This is a genomic window from Allobranchiibius sp. GilTou73, from assembly GCF_021391335.1.
Taxonomy (GTDB): Bacteria; Actinomycetota; Actinomycetes; order Actinomycetales; family Dermatophilaceae; genus Allobranchiibius; species Allobranchiibius huperziae.
In genome coordinates, this window is sequence record NZ_CP090051.1 from 1840000 (window position 1) to 1855508 (window position 15509).

A 15509-nucleotide genomic window follows, 5' to 3' on the forward strand; every position below is an offset into this window, starting at 1 on the left:
CTCTCGTCGCAAACGGGCACCTCCCGGTGTCCTGCGAGGGGAGTGGGCATGAACGAGGTGGAGATCACGCTGACCGGGAACGTCTCATTGGACCCGCAGCGTCACCAGACGAGGACCGGCGAACATTTCCTGTCCTTCCGGGTGGCGGTCAACGAACGCCGCTACGACCAGGGGTCCGGCGGGTACGTCGACGGCGCGGCGAGCTTCTATCGGGTCGTGGCGTGGAAGCAGCTGGCCAGGCACCTGGACGGGTGCCTGCGCAAGGGCGACCCGGTGATCGTGCGTGGGGTGCTGCGGATCAACGAGTGGACCGCGACCAACGGCCAGGCGCGCTCGGCGCCGGAGGTCACGGCGCACCACGTGGGCCACGATCTGGCGTTCGGCGAGGGCAGCTTCCGGCGGGTGAGCCGCTCGGCGCCGCCCGGGCAGGGCGCGCCGGGTGAGCCCACGGAGGCGCTTGGACCGGTGACCCTGACCGACGGCACCGACGCGGACGGTGCGCAGTCGGCCGCCTAAGCACCGGCCGATTCGGTCGCAGTGCGCGCCGCGACTAGCCTTCCGGGCATGGCTGAGTTCATCTACACAATGACCAAGGCGCGCAAGGCGGTCGGCGACAAGGTCATCCTCGACGACGTCTCGATGTCGTTCTACCCCGGCGCCAAGATCGGCGTCGTCGGCCCCAACGGCGCCGGCAAGTCCACCATCCTGAAGATCATGGCCGGGCTCGACCAGCCCTCCAACGGGGAGGCCCGCCTCTCGCCCGGTTTCAGCGTCGGCATCCTGCTGCAGGAGCCGCCGTTGAACGAGGAGAAGGACGTGCGCGGCAACGTCGAGGAGGGCATGGGTCAGATCAAGGACGATCTAGACCGGTTCAACGAGATCTCCGAGCTGATGTCCGCCCCGGACGCCGACTTCGACGCCCTGATGGCCGAGATGGGCACGCTGCAGGAGAAGATCGACGCCGCCAACGCCTGGGATCTGGACTCCCAGCTCGAGCAGGCGATGGACGCGCTGCAGTGCCCTCCCGGTGACGCGGACGTCACCGTCCTGTCCGGTGGTGAACGACGCCGCGTCGCGCTCTGCAAGCTGCTGCTCAGCAAGCCCGACCTGTTGCTGCTCGACGAGCCCACCAACCACCTCGACGCCGAGTCGGTGAACTGGCTGGAGCAGCACCTGGCGGCCTACCCCGGCACCGTCCTGGCCGTGACCCACGACCGGTACTTCCTGGACAACGTGGCCCAGTGGATCGCCGAGGTCGACCGCGGCCGGCTCTACCCCTACGAGGGCAACTACTCGACGTACCTGGAGAAGAAGCAGGAGCGCCTGCAGGTCCAGGGCAAGAAGGACGCCAAGCTCGCTCGTCGTCTGAAGTCCGAGCTGGAGTGGGTGCGCTCGAACGCCAAGGCCCGCCAGGTCAAGAACAAGGCCCGCCTCGCCCGCTACGAGGAGATGGCCGCCGAGGCCGACCGCACCCGCAAGCTGGACTTCGAGGAGATCCAGATCCCGCCGGGCCCGCGCCTCGGTGCTCAGGTCATCGAGGTCAAGGACCTGAAGAAGGGCTTCGGCGAGCGGGTGCTCATCGACGGCCTCTCCTTCACGCTGCCGCGCAACGGCATCGTGGGCGTCATCGGCCCGAACGGCGTCGGCAAGACCACCCTCTTCAAGACCATCGTCGGTCTGGAAGAGCCGGACAGCGGGTCGGTGAAGATCGGCGAGACCGTCGACATCTCCTACGTCGACCAGAGCCGTGGCGGCCTCGATTCGGAGAAGTCCCTCTGGGAGGTCGTGTCCGACGGATTGGACTACATGAAGGTCGGCAAGGTCGAGATCCCCTCACGCGCCTACGTGTCGCAGTTCGGATTCAAGGGCCCGGACCAGCAGAAGAAGGCCGGCGTCCTCTCCGGCGGGGAGCGCAACCGCCTCAACCTGGCGCTGACCCTCAAGGAGGGCGGCAACCTGCTGCTGCTCGACGAGCCCACCAACGACCTGGACGTGGAGACGCTCGGGTCGCTGGAGAACGCGCTGCTGGAATTCCCCGGCTGCGCCGTGGTCATCAGCCACGACCGGTGGTTCCTGGACCGGGTGGCGACGCACATCCTGGCCTACGAGGGCACCGAGGAGAACCCGGCCAGCTGGTACTGGTTCGAGGGCAACTTCGACGCGTACGAGGAGAACAAGGTCGAGCGGCTCGGTGTCGAGGCGGCCCGCCCGCACCGGGTCACCCACCGTCGCCTCACCCGCGACTGAGCGGGCACCGGACGCAGACCTCCCCATCGAGGGGTAGGAACATGGTCGAGGGGTGGGGCTACAGCCCCACCCCTCGACCATGTCTGCACCCCCGCCGGGGTCAGCGGTGGCGGAGGCGGTGCTCCAGACCGTTCTTCACCGACGGCCACTCGTGCGCGAGGACCGAGTAGACGACCGTGTCGCGCAGGGCGCCGGTGCGCTCGCGCTTGTCGGCGCGCAGCACGCCGTCCCGCCGCGCACCGAGGCGCTCGATGGCGGCCTGTGACTGGGTGTTCATCCAACTGGTCTCGTACCGCACGCATTCCACGCCCAGCGTCTCGAACGCGTACGTCATCAGCAGCAGCTTGCTCTCGGGGTTGCTGCCCGTGCCGTGCGCGGACGCGCGGTTCCAGGTGTAGCCGATCGACACCCGCGGCACGTCGAGCTGGATGTCGTAGAACGTCGTGCCGCCGAGCACCGCTCCGTCGGACTGCCGGATGGTGGTGAACGGCAGCACGAAACCGCTCGCCTGCAGGTCGAGGCGGTGCTGCACGTCGGCGGCCATGTCGTCGGGACTCGCGATGCTGGTGTACCAGCGGTCGTACATCTGCCCGTCCTCGGAGGCCTCGATCAGCCCGTCGAGGTGGTCGGGGGACAGCGGCTCGAGCCGCACGAGGCGCCCGGTCAGCGTGATGGGGTCCAGTCGTCCGGCAGCCATGCCGATCACCCTGGCAGAACGATGCTTCGAGGCGGTCGCAGGGGTCGCCGTGGTGCTATTCGGGACGCGGTTTGACCCGGACCATGCCCTCCTGGGCGACCGAGCAGATCAGGGTGCCGTCGACGCCGAAGAGCTTGCCGAGCCCGAGGCCGCGTCCGCCCGAGGCCGACGGCGACTCCTGCTGATAGAGCACCCAGTCGTCGATGCGGCCGGGCCGGTGGAACCACATGGCGTGGTCCAGTGACGCCGGGCGCAACCCGGGGGAGGACCACACGAGCCCGTGTCGGCGCAACACCGACTCCAGCAGCGAGTAGTCCGAGGCGTAGGCGAAGACCGCGGCGTGCAGCAGTGGGTCGTCCGGCAGGTCGCGCAGCGATTTCATCCACACCATCTGGTGGGCCGACCGCTGCCTGCTGGGGTGCACATAGAGCGCGCCCTCGACGTTGCGGACGTCCAGCGCCCGCCGGCGCCAGTGGTGTGCCGACGGGTGGTCGATGCCCTGCAACTCCTGCTCGGTGGTCCAGGCCCGCTCGGGGTCGGGCGCCGACGGCATCTCGGCTTGGTGATCCAGGCCGTCGGCCGGCCGCTGGAAGGACAGCGTGGCCGACAGGATCGTGTTGCCGTACTGCATCGCGTGCACCCTGCGTACCGAGAACGAGTTGCCGTCGCGCAGGTTCTCCACGGCGAAGCGGATCGGGTGCGCCGAGTCGCCCGGGCGCACGAAATACGCGTGCAGCGAGTGGATCTGGCGGTCCTGCGGGGTGCTGCGACCGGCGGCAATGACGCTCTGCGCGAGCACCTGACCACCGAACGCGCGGCCGTGCGGAGTGACCTGGCTGCGCCCGACGAAGACGTCCAGGGTCCGCTCCGACAGATCGGCCTCGTCTCCCGCGCCGGGCGCCGTCTCGGGCCGGAAACTGGCGGTGCCCACCGGCTTCAGATCGAGCACCTCGAGCAACGACCCGACGGGGTCCCGCTCGGCCTGCTCCGCACTGATGGCACTGATCTCATCGGCGTCGGTCACCCGGGTGACTCTACCCAGCGGGTCGCACCCGCCCGGCATACGGATAATCGACGTATGCCGAACCCCCTCTTCCACGTCAGTGTGCCCCTGCGCTGGTCAGACATGGACGCTCTGCGTCACGTGAACAACGTGCAGTTCCTGCGCCTGCTGGAGGAGGCGCGGATCCTCGCCTTCAACGAGTGGTTCGACGGTTCGGACGAGGCGCACGAGCGGCCCCGGCTGCTGATCGCGCGCGCCGAGATCGACTACCTGCGACAGCTGCACTACCGCCACGAGCCGATCTGCATCACGACGTGGGTCACCCGGATCGCGGGCGCGTCGTTCGATCTGGGCTACGAGGTGCGTGAAACCCCGGACAGCACAGAGGTTTTCGCGTCCGCCGAGACGACCCAGGTCGCGTTCGACATGGACACCCAGCGCCCGACACGCCTGACCGAGAGTGCCCGCAAGATCCTGCAGCAGTACGCCGGTCCGCCGGTCGCGCTGAAGCGCCGTCCCGTCGACCACACCTGAGCGTGGGCAGCATGCCCGTTGTGCAGTTGGCAGACGAGCAGACCCGCTCCGATCTGGCCACCTACTGCGCGCGGGCCAAGGCGCTGGACGCCGACGGCGCCGTGCGCCTGCAGGCCGGCGGGCAGTCGCTCGCGGTGTGGGTCGGAGTGCAGTCCTCCCGCGAGCTCTCCGGCCAGGGCACCACGCTCGGGCTGCGCGTGCTCGCCCTGTCCGAACCCGCGGAGGTCGACACCGTCGTGCCGGTCGCCGCGGTCGGTGACCGGTTGGCGCGGCAATCCGCCGGCATGCGGCTGGACATCCCCCCCCAGGAGGTACGCGCGTCGTGGGCGTCGGTGAGTCCTCCGCGAGGGGGCTGGTCACCGGCCGGCTCGATCGCGATCAGTGAGCTGAGGGAGATCGCGCAGCAGGGGATCGCGGAGATCGCCCAGGGCGTCCCGTCCGGGTCCGGCGCTGCGGCCGTGGAGGACCTGCGGCGGCGTGTCTGGGGTCGGCCCCTGCCGGGCGAGCGCGCCGACACGCTGCCCGGGTCGGTGGCGTTCGCGGCGTATGCGCTGGGCTTCCTGGTCGGTGACAGTGCGCAGGTCTTCACCGCCGGACGCTGGCACCGCGTGACCACCCCCACCGGCCACGTGCTCAGCCGCTAGGCGTCGCGCGTCGTCCAGACGGTCGTGTCCACCGGCACCGCGCCGTCCTGCAGCGAGCGGCTGGCGACGGCGACCGACCACCCGGTCGGCACCGGGTACGGCGTCGACCCGAAGTTGGTGATCGACCGCACGGCGCCGTTGTCGAAGACCAGCACGTCGGGCTCGACCGTCACCCAGTGCAGTTCGCCTGTGGCCAGGTCGTGTTCGCGACGCAGCCGCAGCAAGGTGCGGTAGAGCTCGAGTGTGGAACCGGCCACCCCGTCCTGCTGGTCCACGGCCAGCTCGGCGTACACCGCAGGCTGCGGCAGCCACAGCCGGCCGGTGTCGTTGAAGCCGTCGGCGGGGGCGTCCTTCTCCCACGGCATCGGCACCCGGCACCCGTCGCGACCCTTGTCCTTGTGCTGGGTACGCGCGTACGTCGGGTCCTGCCGAGCCTCGTCCGGCATCGTCGTGTGGTCCGGCAGCCCCAGTTCCTCGCCCTGATAGAGGTAGGCACCTCCGGGCAGGGCGAGCATCAGCGCGGTGGCCGCCCGCGCACGGCGCAGTCCGACTTCGGCGTCGGGCTGGGGGTCGTCGGCGCCGATGCCGTTGAGCTTCTCCGCGCCCGCGGGTAGACCCAGCCGGGTCGCGTGACGGACCACGTCGTGGTTGGACAGCACCCAGGTGGTCGGTGCGCCGACCGCGGCGTTCGCGTCCGACGTACGGTCGATCACGTCCCTCAACGCCTCTGCGCCCCAGGGGCTTTCGAGGAACTCGAAGTTGAACGCCTGGTGGAACTCATCAGATCGCACGTACTTGGCCAGGTTCTCCGCCGGCACGACCCACGCCTCCGCGCACATCATCCGGCCGTCGCCCGGGTCGGCCGCCGACGCCGCGTCGGCGACGTCGTAGGTGTCCAGGACGGCGCGCCATGAGCGGTAGATCTCGTGCACGCCGGGTTGGTCCCACATCGGGGCGCGCTGCTGCTGACGGCCGTCCGCCATGTGCATGGCCCCGCTCCAGTCCGGCAGGCCTTCCACCTTGGCCAGGCCGTGCGCGACGTCGACCCGGAAGCCGTCCACACCGCGGTCGAGCCAGAAACGCAGGACGCGCTCGAACTCCTCGCGCACTTGCGGGTTGTCCCAGTTCAGATCGGGCTGTTTGCGATCGAAGAGGTGCAGGTACCACTGGCCGGGCGAGCCGTCGGCCTCGACGACGCGCTGCCACGCCGGACCCCCGAACATGCTCTGCCAGTTGTTCGGCGGCTGCGCGCCGTCCGCGCCGCGCCCGTCACGGAACATGTAGCGGGCACGCTCGGGTGAACCGGGCGCCGCCACCAATGCGGCCTTGAACCACGCGTGTTCGTCGGAGGTGTGGTTCGGCACGAGATCCACGACGAGTTTCAGGCCCAGCTCGTGTGCGGTGGCGACGAGCCGGTCCGCGTCCGACAGGTCACCGAAGAGCGGGTCGACGTCGTAGTAGTCCGCCACGTCGTAGCCGGCGTCCGCCTGCGGCGAGGTGTAGAACGGCGAGAGCCACACGGCGTCGACGCCCAGGTCGCGCAGGTAGGGGAGTCGACGCACGATGCCGGGCAGGTCGCCGACGCCGTTGCCGTCCGCGTCGGCCCAGGACCGCGGGTAGATCTGGTAGATGACGGCCGTCCGCCACCAGGGTTGAGTCTTATTCAGCGTCAAGGGAATTCACCAGGGAGTAGGCAGCTCGCGTGAGGTAGTCACGCAGCAGGAGGTCGTGGGTCTGGTCCAGGTCGAGTGTGTCGACGGCGGCCATCATGTGCAGGATCCAGCGGTCGCGCTGCGCCGGAGTGACGCTGAACGGCATGTGCCGCATCCGCAGCCGCGGGTGGCCACGCTCTTCGCTGTAGGTCGTGGGTCCGCCCCAGTACTGCTCGAGGAAGCCGCGCAGTCGGTCCTCCGCGGGCGCCAGATCCTCCTCGGGGTAGAGCGCACGCAAGGGCGGGTCGGAGGCGACGCCGCGATAGAACTCGTGCACGAGTTTGGCGAAGGTCTCATGCCCTCCCACCTGCGCGTAGAAGGTCTGAAGATCGGGCTCGGGCATGTCCTGCAGTCTGTCAGCCGACATCAGCGCGGGGGGACGGCGGTGTACGGCGGCAGCTGGGGCGCGGCGATGCCCGCGGCGTCCAGCCCTACCTTGGCCCGCTCGCGGATCTCACGCGACACGGCGTACTGCTCGCCCGGCACGCACTTGGCGATGATTCGCAGGGTGACGCTCCCGCCGGTCACCGACTCCACCCCGGCCACCAGTGGAGTCTCCAACAGCTTCTCCTTCCAGGGAGATTCATCGTCGATACGCTCGGTCACCTCCCGCAGGGTGCGCAGCGCCTTCTCGACGCTCTGGTCGTAGGCGATGGGCAGGTCGATCGTGGTCGTGGCCCAGCCCTGCGACTTGTTGCCGATCCGCAGGATCTCGCCGTTGCGTACGTACCAGACCACCCCGTCGGCGTCTCGCACCCGCGTGATGCGCAGCGTGACCTCCTCGACGGTGCCGATGGCCTGACCGGTGTCGATGACGTCGCCGACGCCGTACTGGTCCTCCATGATCATGAAGATCCCGGACAGGAAGTCACGCACCAGACTCTGCGCGCCGAACCCGAGCGCGACACCGCCGACGCCGGCGGAGGCGAGCAGGGGAGCGAGCGGCACTCCGAGCTCGGCCATCACCATCATCGCGGCGATGCCGTAGATGACGAGGGTGGACACCGACCGCAGCAGCGATGCGGTGGTCGCCGCTCGCTGCTTACGTCGTTCGCTGTCCAGGCCCGCGGCCTGCCGGATGACCCGGCCGGACCGGCGGGTGGCCACGGTGCGCTCGTGAGATCGGGCCTCCATCACCTCGACAGCGCGCCGGATCGCCCGGTGCACCAACCAGCGCAGGACCATCGCACCGATGACGATGCCCGCGATGGTGATGGGTGTGCCGAGCAGCAGGCCCCAGCCGCTGTGGTCGGCGTCGGTCACGAGGTGCACGAATGCCATGGCCGTCAGTGTGACTGCCAGGGGTCGCCCGACCCAAGTCGGCGGACCCCGGCGGCCGCTCTGCAAGACTGCCGCCATGTCCGAGGGGTCTCCGCTGGCGCAACTCGCCCGCGCGCATGGTGTTGCCACCGAGTATCGGGACTGGAAGGACAACCACGTCACCGTCTCCGACTCCACGATCGCCGCGGTGCTGACGGCGCTCGGCGTCGACGTCTCCGACGACGCGGCGGTCACCGAGGCGCTGCGGGTGGCAGCAGACGGCACTTGGCGCCTGGTGCTCCCCACGGTCGTCATGGTGCGCAAGGGCACCGAGTCGTGGGTGCCGGTGCATCTACCGGACGGCGAAAGCCTTTCTGCCCGCATCGAACTGGAGGACGGCGCCGAGCAGGACATCGCGCAGGCCGACCACTGGGTCGACCCTCGTAAGGTCGACGGCGTCCTGACGGGCGAGGCGACCGTGGTGATGCCGGCGTCGCTGCCCCTCGGCTATCACCGCCTCGTCGTGCGCACAGGCGAGGACGAGCACCGTACGACGGTCATCGTCACCCCCGCCCGGCTCGCGCTGCCCGCGGCGCTGCGTACCGACCGCGCCTGGGGACTGCAGGCGCAGCTATACGGCGTTCGCAGCGCTCGCAGTTGGGGCATCGGAGACGCTGCCGACCTGGCCGAGCTCGGCACCTGGGCCGCTCGCAACGGCGCCGATTTCGTGCTCGTCAACCCGGTGCACGCGGCCGAGCCGATCGCCCCGATGGAGCCGTCGCCGTACCTCCCGACGACGCGGCGGTTCGTCAACCCGATGTACATCCGGGTGGAGGAGGTCCTCGAGATCGGCTACCTGTCGGCCGCGGAGCATCAGTTGATCGAGTGGCACGGCGACGACGCGCGGCGGCTGAACAATCTGGAGCAGCTGGACCGCGACGGGTGCTGGACGGCCAAGGAAGCAGCGCTGCGGATGCTCTTCCGGGTGCCGCGCACCCACCGCCGGGTGCGGGAGTTCGAGCAGTTCTGCGCCGACGAGGGCGACGGACTGCTCGACTACGCCACCTGGTGCGCGCTCGTGCTCGATCGCGGTCTGCCCTGGCAGGAGTGGCCGAAGGAGCTGCACGACCCCCGGTCCGATGCCGTACGCGCCGAGCGTGAGCGACTCGCGACCGAAGTGGAGTTCCAGTGCTGGCTGCAGTGGATCGCGCAGCGGCAGCTCGCCGACGCGCAGGCCGAGCTGCGCAGCGCGGGCATGGGCGTCGGCGTGGTCGCGGATCTCGCGGTGGGCGTCCACCCGTCGGGCGCCGATGCCTGGGCGCTGGGCGACGTGCTGGCGCGCGACATCAGCGTCGGCGCGCCCCCGGACGATTACAACCAGCTCGGGCAGGACTGGAGCCAGCCGCCGTGGCGACCCAATCGCCTTGCCGAGCAGGCGTACCTGCCCTATCGGGAGATGATCCGCACGGCCCTGTCGATGTCCGGTGGGCTGCGGGTCGACCACATCCTCGGCCTCTTCCGGCTCTGGTGGGTGCCCCGCGGCGAGTCGCCCACCAAGGGCACCTACGTGCGCTACGACCACGAGGCGATGGTCGGCATCCTGGCGCTGGAGGCGCACCGTGCCGGCGCCGTCGTGATCGGCGAGGACCTCGGCACCGTCGAGGGCTGGGTGCGTGACTACCTGGCCGAACGCGGCATCCTCGGCACCTCGATCCTGTGGTTCGAGCGCGACAAGGACGGCGCGCCATTGCCGCCGGAGACCTACCGTCAGCTCTGCCTCGCCAGCGTCACGACCCACGACCTGCCGCCGACGGCCGGGTATCTGCAGGGCGAGCACATCAGCGTCCGGCACAGCCTCAACCTGCTGACCCAGCCGCTGGAGGAGGAGATCGCCCAGGACGACGCGCAGCGCGAGGCCGTCCTGTCGGTGCTGCGCACTCGCGGCCTGCTCGGCGAACGCGCGTCGATCGAGGACCAGGTCGACGCGCTGCACCGCTTCCTGACCTGGTCGCCCAGCAAGATGCTCGGCGTCTCGGTCAACGACCTGGTCGGCGACATGCGCACGATCAATCAGCCGGGCACCCACGACGAGTACCCCAACTGGCGACTGCCCCTTGCGGACGGCAGCGGCAACGCGGTGAGGCTGGACCAGCTGATGGTGTCGCGGCGGGCCAAACGACTGATCCGCTGCGTCACCCAGCGCGAACGCTGACCGTCCGCCCGGGCGTTTCGCCGTACGACGGCGCCGCGCGGTCCCTTGTGGGGGACGCCGCGCGGCCTGGACCTCACAGCGGCGCCGCGCGGTCCCTTGTGGGCGGATGCTGCGCACCCCGGACCGCATAAGGGCAGCGCGCGGTCCCTTGTGGGCGACGCCGCGCGGCCAGGACCTCACAGCGGCGCCGCGCGGTCCCTCGTGGGGTCAGAGGAAGGATCTAACTGCGCGACGCCGGGAAGTGTCGGCGCCAGTCGTCGCGGGTCCTTGGCACGCGCATGCCGCACGCCGTCATCGCTTCCTTCACGCGCCTGATCGTGCCCGCGGGATCGTGGCGTAGGTCGTGAGCCGTCACCACGACGATCGTCCAGCCGTCGTTGCCCAATTCCTCACGCCGGCGAAGATCGGCGCGCCAGGCCTCGTCGCTGGTGATGTGCTGACGCCCGTCGTACTCGACAGCCAGCTGTTGCTCCAGGTACCCAAGGTCGAGACGACGCCGCACCTCTCCGTCGGGATCGCGCAGGACGACATTGATGGCAGGTTCAGGCAGCCCCGCGAGCACGAGGAGCATCCGCAGCCGGCTCTCCTGGGGTGAGTCCACCCCGTCCCGGACGAAGGTGGCCGCACGTCGAGCGGCCCGGATGCCCCGGGACGACACCGTCGACATCGTCGATTCCGTGAGACGTTCCCGCGTCGTCACGCGCCGCCGCAGAAGCGAATCTCCGAGGACGACGAGGTCGAGCAGTGGAAGTCGCTCAGCCAGGTCGACGAAGGTCCGTTCCGGCGTTGTCGTCGTCAGTCCGTGCATCGTTCGCATCGGCGGCAGGTCGGCATATCGGTGCAGCGTGATCCCGTCACGTTTGCTGCGGCTGCCGGTCAGTGTGCCGAGATGCACGTCTGCAGATTCCGGGACAGCTCCGGCGTACAACTGCGCCGCGCTCTCATGGGTGACGAAGGCCTTGTCGGGAGCGAGCAGCATGGCTGCCCGGAGCTGCGTCGCCAGCGTCGGCCGGGGCAGTGCGGACACGAAGCACCCGCGGTACAGACGCACGTATCCAGGGCCGAACAGCTCGGCCTCCGTCAAGCCCGACTGCAGGCCCTGCCGGCGCGTGAACGGAATCCCTGGCGCGATCGTCGGCATCCACTCACGATGGCGCCACGCGACGGTTTCGCGGCAGCATCATCCGAGGGGCAGTGGACGGACAGCCATCGAAGTGGGGGATGTGGACAATCGATCCCGCGATCAGAAACGACGCCGCGCGGTCCCTCATAAGTGATGCCGTGTGCCCCGGACGCCGACAACGGCGCCGCGCGGTCCCTCTTAAGTGATGCCGTGTGCCCCGGACGCCGACAACGGCGCCGCGCGGTCCTTTACGGGCGACGCCGCGGGGCGTCAGCGCCGGGCGTCGCGGACCTGCGCCCGCAGGGCCCGGGCGACCGCGTCGCGGTGCTCGCTCATGATCCGGCGCAGCGCATCGGGCGCGTCACCGTTTTCGCGCAGCCACGCCTCGGTGGCGTCGAGCAACCGCTGGTCGGCGAGCGTCATGGGGTACATCCGCTTCGCCACACCGGAGGCGATGGCGAAGGTGCGGCCCTCCCACATGGTGCGGATGCCGGCGTGAAAGCGTTCGACGTACGGCTCCAACAGCTGCGGGTCGTGCGCCGTGGCGAACCCTGCGGCCACCGCGACCAGCGTCTGGTTCGGCAGGTCCGATCCCACGAAGGCAGCCGCCCAGGCGGCCTCCTTCGCCTCGGCCACCGGGTACGCCGCCCGCGCGCCGGCCGCTCGCTCCGCACCGGTCGAGGTGCGGTCGCGCGCGAGCTCCTGCTCGATGACGTCGTCGCCGATGGCGCCGGACGCCGCGAGCGACGTGAGCAGCGACCATCGCATGTCGGTGTCGATCGCCAGCCCGGCCAGCGGCGCAGTGCCGTCCAGTAGGCCACGCACCACGGCGATGTCCTCGTCGCGGACCGCGACCTGCGCGAACGCACGGGCGAACTGCAGCTGGGCGTCGCTGCCGGCTGCAGCGTTCCGCAGGAGACGCCCGAGACCGTCGGCCACCTGATGGCGCGCCGCCTCACGGTGGTCGGGAGCGACGTACATCCGGCGACTGACCGCGATCTGCTCCAGCGCCACCTTGATGGCCGTCGAATCATGCTCCGTCGCAAGCACATCGAGCATGAACGCGATGAAGTCTGTCGCCGCCGTCTCGGCCTCGCGGGTCATGTCCCACACGGCCGCGGTCACCAGTGAGCGTGCCAGGGAATCCTGCAGCGCCGTGGGGTTGGCGAGCACGGTCGCCAGCGACACGTCGTCGAGCCGGATCTTCGTGTAGGCCAGGTCGTCGTCGTTGAGCAGCAACAGGTCCGGGCGCGCCGCGCCGGCCAGCTCGGGCACCGTCGTGCGAGCCCCGTCGACGTCCAGCTCCAGGTACGACGTGCGCTCCAGCCGCCCGTCTCGCAGGGCGTAGCAGCCGACGCCCATCCGGTGCGGGCGCATTGTGGGGTGGCTGTCCGGGGCGGTCTGCTCGATGGTCACGGACGCGAGGTGCCCGTCGGCGGTCTCGATGGCGGGGCGCATCGTCGCGACTCCGGCCGTCTGCAGCCACGTCCGAGCCCACGCGATGAGGTCGCGCCCGGAGGTCTGCTCCAGCTCGGCGAGCAGGTGACGCAGGTCGGTGTTGCCCCACGCGTACTTCTGGAAATAGGAACGCAGGCCCGCCACGAACGGCTCGCGCCCGACGTACGCCACGAGCTGCTTCAGCACCGAGGCGCCCTTGGCGTAGGTGATGTTGTCGAAGTTGTTCTCCACGTCCGACCAGTTGCGCGCGTCGGCGGCGATCGGGTGGGTGGAGCTCAGCTGGTCGGCGATGTAGGCGGAGGACTTCTCGGCCAGGCTGAAGGTGGTCCAGGCGCTGGACCAGCGGGTCGCCTCCGCCTGGGCGGTGGTGGAGGCCCATTCGGCGAACGACTCGTTCAACCACAGGTCGTCCCACCAGCGCATCGTCACCAGGTCGCCGAACCACATGTGCGCGAGCTCGTGAAGCACGGTGAGCGCGCGGCGTTCGACCAACGACTCGGGCACGGCCGAGCGGAAGACGTAGATCTCCGCGATGGTGACCAGGCCGACGTTCTCCATCGCACCCATGTTGTATTCGGGGGCGAAGAGCTGGTCGTACTTGGTGAAGGGGAACTCCCGGTCGAACATCTCCTCGAAGAACGCGAACCCGCGCTTGGTGAGGTCGAAGATGTTGTCGGCGTCGAGGTGCTCGCGCAGCGAACGGCGGCACAGCACGCCCAGCGGGATCTCGCCGGCGCGCGTGGTGACCGAGTCGCGGACGACGTCGTACGGGCCGGCCGCGAACGCGGTGACGTAGGAGCTGATCGGGGGAGTGGGTGGGAAGACCCAGGTGGCCGAACCGTTCTCGCCGGGGGTCGGTTCGGAGGCGGGTTCGTTGGACAGGACCTGCCAGGTCGCCGGGGCGGTGATGGTGAAGGCGAAGCGGGTCTTGAGGTCGGGCTGCTCGAAGACCGGGAACGCGCGTCGGCTGTCCGCGACCTCGAACTGGGTGTAGAGGTAGACCTCGCCGTCGGTGGGGTCCACGAAGCGGTGCACGCCCTCGCCGGTGTTCATGTAGCGGCCGACGGCCTCGATGCGTACGACGTTCTCGGCCGCCAGGCCCGGAAGCGTCACGCGGGCACCGTCGTAGTGGGTCGCCGGATCCAGGGAGACGCCGTTCAGCTCGATCGCGCGTACCGACTCGCCCAGGAAGTCCACGAACGTCGAGGCGCCGGCAGTCGCGCTGAACTCGATGCGCGAGGTCGTACCGAACGTCTGCGGACCGGTCGTGAGGTCCAGATCGACGGCGTGCGCCTGCACTTCGATCAACTCGGCGCGGGCGCCGGCCTCGTCCCGGGTGAGCTCCTGCAGTGCCACGTTCGGTCCCCTTGCGTCGTGTCTCCCGGGCGACTCCCGGGCTCCGCCATCCTGTCATCCGGTCGCAGTGGCAAGATGACGAGTGTGACCACCAGCCGAGCCGAAATGTTCTTCGATCCGATGTGCCCGTGGGCATGGATGACCTCCCGATGGTTGCTGGAGGTGGAGAAGGTCCGCGACATCGAGATCACCTGGTCCGTGATGAGCCTGTCGGTCCTCAACGAGGACCGCGACCTGCCTGAGGAGTACCGCGCCATGATGACCCGGGCCTGGTTGCCGGTCCGGGTGGTCATCGCCGCGGAGCGCGAGCACGGACCCGAGACCCGCAAACAGCTGTACGACGCCATCGGCACCCGTTTGCACCCGGGCGGCCGCGGCAAGGACGAGGACGACCTGCGCGTGGTGCTGAGCGAGGCACTGGACGAGGTGGGTCTGCCGCAGGACCTGCTCGAGCAGGCGCAGAACACCCCCGGCGACGAGACCGACAAGGATCTGCGGGCGTCCCACCAGCGGGCGATCGACATGGTCGGCGACGATGTCGGCACCCCGGTCGTGAGCGTCGAGGGCACCGCCTTCTTCGGACCCGTCGTCACTCCTGCACCCAAGGGCGACGCCGCGGGCAAGCTGTGGGACGGCTGCCTCCTCGTCGCCGCCACCCCCGGTTTCTACGAACTCAAGCGGTCACGCGAAGCGTCGCCGGACTTCAGCTGAGAGGCGAGCGGATGCGGGTGCACATCGGAGGGGACCACGCGGCGTACGACATGCACCGCGAGCTGGTCCGTTGGCTGGGCGAGCAAGGCCACGAGGTGGTCGACCACGGCGCGAAGGAGTACGACGCGCAGGACGACTATCCGGTCTTCGTGCTGCGTGCGGCGGAGGGTGTTGCGCAGGACGAGGGCTCGCTGGGCATCGTCCTCGGCGGCTCCGGCAACGGCGAGCAGATGGCGGCCAACAAGGTGCCGGGCATTCGGGCCGCGCTCTGCTACACGACCGAACTGGCGCAGATCGCCCGGCAGCACAACAACGCCCAGGTGATCTCCCTCGGGGGACGTTTCAACACGGTCGAGCAGGCCAAGGCGATGGTGTCCGTCTTCCTCGAGACGCCGTTCTCGGGCGAGGAGCGCCACCAGCGCCGCCTGGACATGCTGACCCGGTTCGAGAAGCACGGCTCGCTACCGCAGGAATGACGCGGTACGGCGGTGGGTCTGCGCCGCGTAATTGTTGTGTAAAGCCTGCGTATGGGCGTGCTGTGATCCGCTGACG

The 15509-nt window shown here is 69.6% G+C and carries 14 protein-coding genes; 7 read left to right on the top strand and 7 right to left on the bottom strand.

The genetic code is table 11. The features are described 5' to 3' along the window. The first annotated feature begins 48 nt into the window (after positions 1–48). Positions 49–516 (top strand): single-stranded DNA-binding protein, encoded by a 468-nt coding sequence (locus LVQ62_RS09255; protein ID WP_233761059.1) that lies wholly within the window; start codon positions 49–51, stop codon positions 514–516. A 48-nt stretch (positions 517–564) separates the two neighbouring features. Further along, a complete protein-coding gene (gene ettA / locus LVQ62_RS09260; RefSeq protein WP_233761060.1) occupies positions 565–2247 on the top strand; it encodes an energy-dependent translational throttle protein EttA in 1683 nt (560 codons plus the stop codon). A gap of 100 nt (positions 2248–2347) precedes the next feature. Here ettA and LVQ62_RS09265 read toward each other — a convergent pair whose 3' ends face one another. Beyond that, positions 2348–2944, bottom strand: a complete 597-nt coding sequence (locus tag LVQ62_RS09265; RefSeq protein WP_233761061.1) for a GNAT family N-acetyltransferase — start codon at positions 2942–2944, stop codon at positions 2348–2350. Positions 2945–2999: 55 nt separating this feature from the next. After that, positions 3000–3968, bottom strand: a complete 969-nt coding sequence (locus LVQ62_RS09270) for an acyl-CoA thioesterase II (protein ID WP_233761062.1) — start codon at positions 3966–3968, stop codon at positions 3000–3002. A gap of 54 nt (positions 3969–4022) precedes the next feature. Here LVQ62_RS09270 and LVQ62_RS09275 point away from each other — a divergent pair, with 54 nt between their 5' ends. Together LVQ62_RS09275 and LVQ62_RS09280 are read left to right on the top strand one after the other, a co-directional pair. Then, positions 4023–4481: a thioesterase family protein gene (locus tag LVQ62_RS09275; protein WP_179481831.1), complete on the top strand. Its 459-nt coding sequence runs from the start codon at positions 4023–4025 to the stop codon at positions 4479–4481. A gap of 11 nt (positions 4482–4492) precedes the next feature. Beyond that, entirely contained in the window at positions 4493–5125 is a 633-nt protein-coding gene (locus LVQ62_RS09280) for a hypothetical protein (RefSeq protein ID WP_233761063.1), read from the top strand. Here the strand turns inward: LVQ62_RS09280 and LVQ62_RS09285 are convergent. The 3 genes from LVQ62_RS09285 to LVQ62_RS09295 are packed head-to-tail and all read right to left on the bottom strand — an operon-like array spanning position 5122 to position 8118. Beyond that, positions 5122–6798, bottom strand: a complete 1677-nt coding sequence (locus LVQ62_RS09285) for a glycoside hydrolase family 13 protein (protein WP_233761064.1) — start codon at positions 6796–6798, stop codon at positions 5122–5124. The two genes, LVQ62_RS09280 and LVQ62_RS09285, sit on opposite strands and share 4 nt — an antisense overlap. Beyond that, the gene (locus LVQ62_RS09290) at positions 6785–7180 is read right to left on the bottom strand and encodes a globin (RefSeq protein WP_233761065.1); all 396 of its coding nucleotides are present in this window, start codon (positions 7178–7180) and stop codon (positions 6785–6787) included. Before LVQ62_RS09290 ends, LVQ62_RS09285 begins: the two co-directional genes overlap by 14 nt. 23 nt (positions 7181–7203) lie before the next feature. After that, positions 7204–8118, bottom strand: coding sequence for a mechanosensitive ion channel family protein (locus LVQ62_RS09295; RefSeq protein ID WP_233761066.1), 915 nt, complete (start codon positions 8116–8118; stop codon positions 7204–7206). Between the two features lie 76 nt (positions 8119–8194). On the opposite strand from LVQ62_RS09295, the gene malQ reads away from it, so the two are divergent. Beyond that, positions 8195–10309 carry a 4-alpha-glucanotransferase gene (malQ, locus tag LVQ62_RS09300; protein ID WP_233761068.1) on the top strand — a complete coding sequence of 705 codons (2115 nt, stop codon included), beginning with the start codon at positions 8195–8197 and terminating at the stop codon, positions 10307–10309. Between the two features lie 220 nt (positions 10310–10529). Here malQ and LVQ62_RS09305 read toward each other — a convergent pair whose 3' ends face one another. Both LVQ62_RS09305 and pepN read right to left on the bottom strand, forming a co-directional pair. Beyond that, positions 10530–11450, bottom strand: coding sequence for a hypothetical protein (locus LVQ62_RS09305; protein WP_233761071.1), 921 nt, complete (start codon positions 11448–11450; stop codon positions 10530–10532). 252 nt (positions 11451–11702) lie between these two features. Beyond that, positions 11703–14246 (bottom strand): aminopeptidase N, encoded by a 2544-nt coding sequence (gene pepN, locus LVQ62_RS09310; RefSeq protein WP_233761073.1) that lies wholly within the window; start codon positions 14244–14246, stop codon positions 11703–11705. 75 nt (positions 14247–14321) lie between these two features. Here pepN and LVQ62_RS09315 point away from each other — a divergent pair, with 75 nt between their 5' ends. Further along, complete coding sequence (locus LVQ62_RS09315) at positions 14322–14957, top strand: DsbA family protein (protein ID WP_208053376.1); 636 nt, start codon at positions 14322–14324, stop codon at positions 14955–14957. Positions 14958–14968: 11 nt separating this feature from the next. Beyond that, complete coding sequence (locus LVQ62_RS09320) at positions 14969–15433, top strand: ribose-5-phosphate isomerase (protein WP_233761074.1); 465 nt, start codon at positions 14969–14971, stop codon at positions 15431–15433. Positions 15434–15509: the final 76 nt, after the last annotated feature.

Bases quoted from the DNA above. Each gene is read 5' to 3' on its own strand.
- LVQ62_RS09255 (WP_233761059.1), top strand. From the start codon at position 49: ATGAACGAGGTGGAGATCACGCTGACCGGGAACGTCTCATTGGACCCG.
- ettA (WP_233761060.1), top strand. From the start codon at position 565: ATGGCTGAGTTCATCTACACAATGACCAAGGCGCGCAAGGCGGTCGGC.
- LVQ62_RS09265 (WP_233761061.1), bottom strand. From the start codon at position 2,944: ATGGCTGCCGGACGACTGGACCCCATCACGCTGACCGGGCGCCTCGTG.
- LVQ62_RS09275 (WP_179481831.1), top strand. From the start codon at position 4,023: ATGCCGAACCCCCTCTTCCACGTCAGTGTGCCCCTGCGCTGGTCAGAC.
- LVQ62_RS09280 (WP_233761063.1), top strand. From the start codon at position 4,493: ATGCCCGTTGTGCAGTTGGCAGACGAGCAGACCCGCTCCGATCTGGCC.
- LVQ62_RS09290 (WP_233761065.1), bottom strand. From the start codon at position 7,180: ATGCCCGAGCCCGATCTTCAGACCTTCTACGCGCAGGTGGGAGGGCAT.
- LVQ62_RS09295 (WP_233761066.1), bottom strand. From the start codon at position 8,118: ATGGCATTCGTGCACCTCGTGACCGACGCCGACCACAGCGGCTGGGGC.
- malQ (WP_233761068.1), top strand. From the start codon at position 8,195: ATGTCCGAGGGGTCTCCGCTGGCGCAACTCGCCCGCGCGCATGGTGTT.
- LVQ62_RS09305 (WP_233761071.1), bottom strand. From the start codon at position 11,450: ATGCCGACGATCGCGCCAGGGATTCCGTTCACGCGCCGGCAGGGCCTG.
- LVQ62_RS09315 (WP_208053376.1), top strand. From the start codon at position 14,322: ATGACGAGTGTGACCACCAGCCGAGCCGAAATGTTCTTCGATCCGATG.
- LVQ62_RS09320 (WP_233761074.1), top strand. From the start codon at position 14,969: ATGCGGGTGCACATCGGAGGGGACCACGCGGCGTACGACATGCACCGC.